Below are 495 nucleotides of genomic sequence, written 5' to 3'. Positions count from 1 at the left end.
GCGTCGGCGGCGTGGCACGTACCAGCACCGGCTGGCCGATCCGCGCCTCCAACAGCTTGATGCGCTGGGAGATCGCCGACTGGGAAATTCCCAATACCTGCGCGCCCCGCTCGAAGCCGGCCTGTTCCACCACCGCCGCCAGGGCGGAAAGCAATTTATAGTCGAACATCAGTTTTCCTAATGAGCGATCAGCAATATTGGTTTTTCTTATACAGCCTTGGACGGGAGAATAGCCAGCATCGCTTCTTCTTATTCAAGGACCTCCACATGGCTGGCGAAACCGCCCTGGCAACCCTGCTGCGCAGCATGAGCCCACAGCTCAATGACGGCGACTACGTGTTCTGCACCCTGGCCGACAGCCGAATCCCCGAAGGTTGCGAGGTGATCGGCAGCTTCCGCGAGCAGGAAGGCCTGACGTTGATCGTCGAGCGCCAGCAGGCCGAGCGGGCCGGACTGGCCTTCGACTATGTGGCTGCGTGGATCACCCTCAACGTG

The 495-nt window shown here is 60.8% G+C and carries 2 protein-coding genes; one reads left to right on the top strand and one right to left on the bottom strand.

Annotation, left to right across the window (positions count from 1 at the left end):
• The coding region (locus HX846_RS36580; protein ID WP_178967385.1) for a LysR family transcriptional regulator at positions 1-169 on the bottom strand (169 nt) is incomplete at its 3' end.
• A 98-nt stretch (positions 170-267) separates the two neighbouring features.
• Here HX846_RS36580 and HX846_RS36575 point away from each other — a divergent pair.
• On the top strand, positions 268-495 hold a 228-nt coding region (locus HX846_RS36575; protein WP_372242068.1), incomplete at its 3' end, for an ACT domain-containing protein.

The sequence above is a fragment of the Pseudomonas sp. K5002 genome (assembly GCF_013386655.1).
Classification (GTDB): domain Bacteria; phylum Pseudomonadota; class Gammaproteobacteria; order Pseudomonadales; family Pseudomonadaceae; genus Aquipseudomonas.
The sequence above is the reverse complement of the archived record's forward strand: the minus strand, read 5'-3'. Positions and strand labels throughout refer to the sequence as shown.